This window comes from Synechococcus sp. R8-2 (assembly GCF_047461715.1).
In the GTDB taxonomy this organism is placed as follows: Bacteria; Cyanobacteriota; Cyanobacteriia; order Thermostichales; family Thermostichaceae; genus Thermostichus.
Window position 1 is genome coordinate 1 of sequence record NZ_JANSHQ010000457.1, and the last position, 7,464, is coordinate 7,464.

Here is a 7,464-nt window from a genome sequence, read left to right on the forward strand (position 1 = left end):
TAGCTGCAGAAACACATGTTAGCCCGCACAGCATCTCAATCCAAATCTAACTCCAGTTTCAGCACCTCACGATAGAGCAAAAGTAATGCTGAAAGTGCCTGATTTTGGGTAGAAGCCGCCACCTTCTCCTCCACCACCAAAAATGTCAAAAACTGATTGATCTCATCAGCCCCCATCTCTTGTGGATGGCGTATGTTGTGAAAAAAGATGTACCGCTTAATCCATTGCACATAAGTCTTCTCTGTCTTGTAAGAATAGTGCTTGACCCTAATGGCGTCTCTCACACGATCGAGTAACTTGCGTGGCGGCGGCTCGCCAGTATTAGCAGAACTTATGATGACTTTAGGTTTAAGGATGGGCTTAGGAATGTTACCTTGCATGCTTCTTAATATTCAGGTAGGCTAACTATTATGCTTAGAGCAAATCAACATATAAATCCAAACTAATAAATATCTGGAAAATTTCTTAAAAAAGTGTAAAGTAGTTATGATAGACAGGGATTATCTTTATAGTATACAGTTAGCCCGCCCACCGCTATCTTGGCGCTATAGCTATGGAGGTGCTCTAATGTCCATCGTAACAGTATTAGGTCTGACAGAGGATGCTCTAGTCGGAACAACTTCTTCCTCGGAATATTCATCCGAAGGAGGAACTCCTACATTTGACCGAATTCCATTTCGCGTCAAAGCAGGCCGTCGTCCTAATCTCAATACTTTCGTAATAGCCCTCCGTCAAGGTGACGACAGAAGAGCGCACTATGGCCGGATAATTGCCGGTAGCGAACTGAACTTACGTGCCAGGCCCGGAGGCATGCAGAAGGACGATGCCTATGGTATGCAACGCACAGATATTCGTTCATCGGAGCTTTCCCCCGATCTTGTTCGAGTAATGGAAATCGAACTTCTCGGAGAGATCTGCGTCAAGGACGAAAACTCTCTGGAGATTGCCGAGCCAAGCCAACTTCCTCATACAGGACAACCGGTGTATGAACTGCCTGCTACAATCATCCCAAAACTTCTGAACATTCCCGAAAAAGATGATGATGCAAACGATAAGCCGACCAGTACTTCAGGGCTTTATCTGGGGAAAATTGAATCGGGTGGGTACAGCGTACCGTTCTTTTTACCCAACACTGCGATAGCCCGTCACGTAGCCGTGTTGGGGAAAACCGGCGTCGGAAAGAGCTATGCCGTTGGCGTGTTGATGGAAGAACTCTACGAGAAACGAATCCCGATACTCTCATTTGATGTATTAGGTGATAATGAACAAACTGCGAAAGATTTAAAGGGTGTACACATTCAAGCCGGTACCGACCAATTCAGAGTGCCGTATTCTATCATCGGGATAGAGGAGTTCCTGCCTTTCATTCCGGGTCTAACCGAGAGACACCGTGAGGTGATTGGCGAAGCCTATATGAAAGTCTTTTATGAAGCCTGGGAACAATTAGACGGCGGGAGAGTTCCCGACCTTCAGTGGGAGGCGCTATACGAAGAAATGAGGGAAGTGGGGCCTAACATAACAGACCAAGCAACAGTCAACCGAGCTATCACCCGAGTCCAATCTGTTGCGCGCCGCACGGCTCTATTAACTGCTGGCGAAGTAGAATGGGCAAAGTATCTTACCGAAATGCCGTTTGTAAATATATACGTTGGGGCATTGGGACAAGAGCAACGGAATCTGGTAGTCGGTGCAACGGCAAGAATCCTACAAAGGCTACGACGACGGAATCACATACCGCCTTTTGTTTTGGTCATTGATGAGGCCCATTTATTCTTACCTGGAGGAATCGATCCACCACCATCAACTCGAGTCTTGAGGGAGATGATCCGTACTGCCCGCCACGACTCGGTAGGGGTTGTATTGTTGAGTCAAAGCCCATCTTCAATGGATCGCCAAATTCTGCTTACCTGCAATACCCGTATGCTCTTTGCGTTGGACCCCGAAGACTTGCGGGTGGTTGCAGGGCAAATCGGAGATCTACCGGAGGAGACGATAAAGCGCATCCCCAGGATGCCCCGCGGCACGGCAGTATTCACATCCGGCATGGACATCATGCGCCATGCCGTCATCGTCAAAATACGCGAGAGAACCTTCACCACCCACGTTGCCGAAACTCCCGATTTACGTGAGGCTGTTGAAAAATGGCGCAAAGACCATCAGACACACCAGAACAGCAACAAATAGCCGAAGCGATTCTTGATGTGCTGCACAAGGTAGCCGGCGATGTAGTAGGCTTATCCGTTCGTGAGCTACGACTTCAATTGCGCGCTCGGAAACCGGACGTTACGGATCACCTGATACGGAGCGTCTTGGGTCAATTGTTGGACGAAGGCAAGGTAGAGAAGCGACCTTCGCCGGAACGGAGGGGAAGCTTTTGCTTTAATCTGCCCGGTCAGGGTGTTTCTCAAATGTCCCTGTTTGACCTACAAGTCAGCCGTGATGAAATCGAGCGAGAAGAACGAGACGGACTGGATCTCTGGCAGAGTGATGAGGACGAGCGTGAACGTATGACCGTTTCGGTCATGGAAGGAATCGCCCGTGGCCATGCTCTCGAGGAAAATTATGCCAGGTTGGTTCATGATATTGCTCCTGTTATTGCCGACGAAAACCCCGTTGACCTTGTTTTAGAGATTGCCGATTGGGTAGTTAATGACTTGAACGGTTTGGCGGAAAACATAAGGGCAGCGGGGGTCGGGGCACAAAGCGAAATCCAACGGTTAACTAGGGAACTCGGGTTTAGGCGATCAAAAGCGGAAAGTTTCTTTCAACGACTTTGGAGGTTGGATCGCTCGATAGAAGATGTAAGGGGTATTCTCGATATTCCAACAGTGCAGCAAGTGCTCAGCGGTAGTAGAATAAAGTTTGATAAAGAGGCAGCCAAACGCCATCTTCAGGAAAGGATTGTCGGAAACAAGGTTATAGAGATCATAACAGCACCCGAAAACCATCATAAGGCGGCGGTCGGGACGGACGCCTCGGTAGGTGATGTGATGGTAGAACATGCACGTGGAAGTTTTATACCGCCAACACCGGCGACCCTCTTTGTTTCTGCTGGCGCAATGCGAGTGCTTGACCGGGAGAATGCGCTTAGCTACTGGGACTACGATCTGGATCCACGCGAACTCCGGCGATACAGAGACTTAGATGCAGCCGTAGAAGGACTGCTGATCTCGCCGCATCTCCGCCGAGAAGTCATCACGGATTTCCGTCATTTGCGTTCTGCCGCTATGGAATTGCGCCAATATGCAGAAGAGCTACGAATTGTTCTACAGCAATCCAAATGGCACCCCATTAGCGGAGTGCCTGAAATCCAACATCCACCGGTCATCACATTACTGATCCGTGATGGTCGTATTTTTCCGCTGGTGCATCGTTTGGATGACTATGACGGGGCCAGTGCACCCGACGATATTTTATACGGAGAAGTTGTCCGCCGGGAAATCCGCACGTTCCAGCAAGTTTTTCACAATACGGCCGGTAACGGATGTTTAGGCGCAATTTATGCGGGTGCGGTAAAATCACCCGAATATTCTTGGCTGGCCATGATCACTTTCTGGTATCTGCATGTTAGGCAGCGACATCAAGAACTTGCCGATGCTTTCTACCGCCCGCCGTTGAACGATCAAGCCGTGACGCACTTGTTGTTCTGGGGACTGGCGAAGTCAAAACAGGAGCAGGTTTTCAACCACGAACGGAACACGTTTGTCACGTTCTGTGCTCTTAGACGATTCTCCGACATAGCCTTTTTCCCTCATCCCCTGCCCATTACTGACGATAGGGGCAAGGTTATCCGAACGGTTCAAGAAAACAGAATAGAAGATTGGACTGATTACATTTGGCAACATATCAGCGAAGCGAATCAGAGGTACTACCAGCATAAGCGAGGTATCCCGGCGTTGACTACGATTGACGAATACAAACCCTTCCTTGACCTTTGTCATCGCGCCGGAGTTGCAATGTTTTATGCCGCTCCTACTCGGATGTATAGGTCTACGCTGAACGATCGAGCACACTTTTTTACTCCTCGTTGGGAAATAGCGGTTGACCTGCAGATGCAGGACAGGAGATCGGAGATCGACCGTCGTATTGCAGCATTTATGTCTTGGTTGGTAGAGCAAGGTGGACTGGTACCCGATGAGTCCCATGCCGTCGGAGGATTTGATGAAGCAGCCGAAGGTTTGCCGCTGTTTGTCCCCAACGTTGTGATGGAGGCCCACAGAGCGGTTGGATACGGCCGCGAGCGACATGCGACTGATGTACAGGATGAACTCCAAAGGCTGGTGGCAGATATTCGCGCCGGACGATTGGGTTTCATAACGCCATGATTGGAGAAAAATTCTCTTATCTCTCGAAAGCCAGTGCCGAATTATCCAGGCACAGAATTGCGGAAACAGAGTTACCTTGGCGGAAATATCGAACACCCTATCGGATATTTCTGGCCGAAATGCTACTCGTCCGTACCCGCACCGATGTTGTGGCCGACCATTTCGAAAGAATTGCCTCAAGGTATCCGACAATCGAAGCACTTGCCTTTGCCGATGAAACCGAATTGAGAGAAATGTTACGCCCCTTAGGATTATCCAAGCGTGTTCCTTATCTGATAAAAGCTGCGCGCTATATTTGTGAGAATCACAATGGGGAGATACCGACCGATGTTGAAAGCTTGCTTAAAGTCCCGGGAATAGGGGCATATACTGCTGCTGCTATCCTAACATTTGCTTATGGTCAAGGGTTGGTTCCTGCCGATGTAAACATTCTACGTTTTGTTTCTCGATTCACTGGTCTTGAAATGGGGCATGCGACCAAAGGCTCTCAAGAGCTTCGGGGTCTCTTACCGCTTTTGTCAGAGGCAAACGTCGGTTTATCTGCTGAAAACCTTTTGGATTTTACAAGACTGATTTGTAAGGCTCGAAAACCCAGGTGCAATGTTTGTCCCCTATCTGAGCACTGCTCGTATTTCAAAAACACGCTTTTGGAGTAGAGAGCACATGATGCGGGATCGTGCACCGACAATGATAGATTTGTTTTCCGGCTGTGGTGGAGTAACCGCCGGATTCAAAGCCAGAGGGTTTAAGGTGTTGGCAGCGGTAGAGTCTGACCCTGTTATTGCCCGAACGTACCGCTTAAATCATCCTGAAGTCGTTTTATACGAGGAAGACATCAGAAATGTATCACCCGACGAGATGATGAGGGATTGTAAATTAGAGAGCGGTCAACTTACCGTGTTGGGTGTATGTGCTCCATGCCAGCCTTTTAGCAAGCACAACCGCTTCAGAAACGGTGATGAAAGGGCTTCCCTGGTTCTGGAAGCCGTCCGCTTTGTCGAGAAGTTACGTCCCCGGTTTCTATTCGTAGAGAACGTGCCGGGACTTGGACAGAATCCGGGTATTCTGGATAAATTGGTCGGCAATTTGAAGAAATTGGGCTACAAGATGTCTGCTCCGGCCATCATAGATGCCGTGAATTACGGTGCGCCACAATTCCGGAAACGCTTTATTTTACTGGGCACCGTCCTCGACATAGAACTAAGGATTCCGGAGCCTACACATGCTTCGCCTGAAGAAGCAGCACGGTTAGGGAGAAAGAAATGGCTTACGGTAAAAGATGCTTTTGTCGGCCTTCAAGACCTGAATTCGGGGGAAGTGAGCGAAACCGACCCTTTGCATAAGGCAAGAAAGCATACGCCTTTGAGCCTGGAACGATTGAGGCACATACCGCATAACGGAGGCAGCAGAGATAGCTTGCCGATTGAGTTACGGTTAGTCTGTCATAGAAACGGTAGAAATGTCGGATATCATGATGTTTACGGGAGAATGGATTTCGACAGACCTTCTAATACCCTGACTACCGGATGTACCAATTTTACCAAAGGAAGATTTGCTCATCCCACATCCGATCGTGCAATAACTCCCAGAGAGGCAGCCCGTTTGCAAACATTCCCGGATTCTTACCGATTTTACGGCAGCTATGAACAAATCTCGGCTCAGATAGGCAATGCCGTTCCGGTCAAGCTGGCAGAGGTATTTGCACACTACTTCTCCAAACTGCTGGAGCGACAAGGAAATGGGGCGGGCTAACATCTCGCTCCAGCCGACAGCGCTCCGCTCGGTCGCTTCGCTCCCTCGCTCCGCGCTGCGGCTGAGCTCGGTGCCGTTAGATGGCTGATCGATGCGGTTCATAATGAGAAGTCTGCCGATGAAGAGATGTATAGCTCTCAGGGTTATGGCCTCGGCGCTGCTCGTCTTGCCACTGACATCTGTACCGACTCACGCTCAGGGAGGGCGCGCTGATATTGAGATCGATTTCGGCGCGTGTACTCCTGAGCGGCGGTTGGTCTTCTTCGCCTTCGGCTCTACGACCATCGAAGTGGCGGGTAAGGCGGGGGGGAGATGCGTAATGAGGTACGGGACCGAAATCGAGAATCCGATTTGGGATGGGTTCCTTGATAAGACATGCAGGGTGCCACTGCAAGCAGGGAGGCTAAGGTTCACGGTGAGGGATGACGGGGTTGATTTCTCCCCCCTCAAGTCACACTGTGTTCCCACCCCACGTGTAAAGAAGAAGAATTGAGCGATGTCCTGCGGCGCAAAGGATTTGAAAGGTATATAACCGAGGAAGAACGGATGGAGTTCTTGAGCACTTTTGTTAGAGATGGCGTCTTGGTGGAGATTGTAGAGCGCGTGGCGACGTGTCGTGATCCCAAAGACGACAAGTTTCTTGAACTGGCTGTTAATGGCAAGGCAAGATGTGCGTGCCGTTAGATGTACCCAGAGACAAGATGATGAGCAAGCTCAAATGCCCTCATTGCGGGAACCCAGGGATCCCTGTCCTCTGCAAGGTGTGCCTCCGCTCAACTGTGCCTGCGACCTGCAAAGCGTTATGAATCTTTGTTTGAGTCGTAATTGAGAGGAAATAGGTGAGCTATAATTCCTAATGGACTTTTCTTTTCATTGCAGGTTGGGTAATGCAAAAACAGGAAGTCCTTACATTACTGGCAAATCACCAGAACACTCTGAAGGACTTTGGCGTAAAGTCTCTAATGCTCTTTGGTTCAGTAGCAAGGGATGAAGCGCAAACAGACAGTGATATCGATCTGCTAGTAGAGTTTGACCGTCCAGTTGGATTGTTCACTTTTGTACGCTTGAAACGATATCTAGAGGAAATTTTAGAGAGTCCGGTTGATCTAGGTACGCCTGACTCCCTCAAGCCCTATCTGCAAGAATCCGTTCTCCGGGAGGTGGTTCGTGCCTTCTAGAGATTGGCAGAACAGAGTAAGAGACGTGCTAGCTGCGATTGAAGAGATCCGAGAGTTTATAAAAGACATCACGTTCGATGAATTTCAAGTCGATCGAAAGACAGTTGGGGCAGTTTTGTATAATCTTGCAATTATTGGTGAAGCAGTTCGCGGCATTCCACCAGAGGTGGAGGCTTCGCATCCTGAAATTCCATGGGACGAAATGCGGG

8 protein-coding genes are annotated in these 7,464 nt (G+C 49.3%); 7 read left to right on the forward strand and 1 reads right to left on the reverse strand.

Features of this window, described 5'->3' with window-relative positions:
- Positions 1 to 35 precede the first annotated feature (35 nt).
- Positions 36 to 380: a phage integrase N-terminal SAM-like domain-containing protein gene (locus NW819_RS10935; protein ID WP_414413750.1), complete on the reverse strand. Its 345-nt coding sequence runs from the start codon at positions 378 to 380 to the stop codon at positions 36 to 38.
- A 187-nt stretch (positions 381 to 567) separates the two neighbouring features.
- Here NW819_RS10935 and NW819_RS10940 point away from each other — a divergent pair, with 187 nt between their 5' ends.
- From NW819_RS10940 to NW819_RS10970, 7 genes are all read left to right on the forward strand, one after another.
- The gene (locus tag NW819_RS10940) at positions 568 to 2,184 is read left to right on the forward strand and encodes an ATP-binding protein (RefSeq protein ID WP_414413751.1); all 1,617 of its coding nucleotides are present in this window, start codon (positions 568 to 570) and stop codon (positions 2,182 to 2,184) included.
- The gene (locus NW819_RS10945; RefSeq protein WP_414413752.1) at positions 2,142 to 4,325 is read left to right on the forward strand and encodes a hypothetical protein; all 2,184 of its coding nucleotides are present in this window, start codon (positions 2,142 to 2,144) and stop codon (positions 4,323 to 4,325) included. Before NW819_RS10940 ends, NW819_RS10945 begins: the two co-directional genes overlap by 43 nt.
- Positions 4,322 to 4,981, forward strand: coding sequence for a hypothetical protein (locus NW819_RS10950; protein ID WP_414413753.1), 660 nt, complete (start codon positions 4,322 to 4,324; stop codon positions 4,979 to 4,981). Before NW819_RS10945 ends, NW819_RS10950 begins: the two co-directional genes overlap by 4 nt.
- Positions 4,982 to 4,988: 7 nt before the next feature.
- On the forward strand, positions 4,989 to 6,077 hold the full coding sequence (locus NW819_RS10955) for a DNA cytosine methyltransferase (protein WP_414413754.1): 1,089 nt from the start codon (positions 4,989 to 4,991) through the stop codon (positions 6,075 to 6,077).
- A gap of 489 nt (positions 6,078 to 6,566) precedes the next feature.
- A complete protein-coding gene (locus NW819_RS10960; RefSeq protein WP_202943711.1) occupies positions 6,567 to 6,761 on the forward strand; it encodes a PIN domain-containing protein in 195 nt (64 codons plus the stop codon).
- 203 nt (positions 6,762 to 6,964) lie between these two features.
- On the forward strand, positions 6,965 to 7,255 hold the full coding sequence (locus NW819_RS10965; RefSeq protein ID WP_414329506.1) for a nucleotidyltransferase family protein: 291 nt from the start codon (positions 6,965 to 6,967) through the stop codon (positions 7,253 to 7,255).
- A partial coding sequence (locus tag NW819_RS10970; RefSeq protein WP_414413755.1) for a DUF86 domain-containing protein occupies positions 7,245 to 7,464 on the forward strand: 220 nt, incomplete at its 3' end. The genes NW819_RS10965 and NW819_RS10970, both read left to right, overlap by 11 nt.

Excerpts from the sequence above, each read along its gene's own strand:
- NW819_RS10950 (WP_414413753.1), top strand. The coding sequence starts at position 4,322 with ATGATTGGAGAAAAATTCTCTTATCTCTCGAAAGCCAGTGCCGAATTA.
- NW819_RS10945 (WP_414413752.1), top strand. The coding sequence starts at position 2,142 with ATGGCGCAAAGACCATCAGACACACCAGAACAGCAACAAATAGCCGAA.
- NW819_RS10955 (WP_414413754.1), top strand. The coding sequence starts at position 4,989 with ATGATGCGGGATCGTGCACCGACAATGATAGATTTGTTTTCCGGCTGT.
- NW819_RS10935 (WP_414413750.1), bottom strand. The coding sequence starts at position 380 with ATGCAAGGTAACATTCCTAAGCCCATCCTTAAACCTAAAGTCATCATA.
- NW819_RS10940 (WP_414413751.1), top strand. The coding sequence starts at position 568 with ATGTCCATCGTAACAGTATTAGGTCTGACAGAGGATGCTCTAGTCGGA.
- NW819_RS10965 (WP_414329506.1), top strand. The coding sequence starts at position 6,965 with ATGCAAAAACAGGAAGTCCTTACATTACTGGCAAATCACCAGAACACT.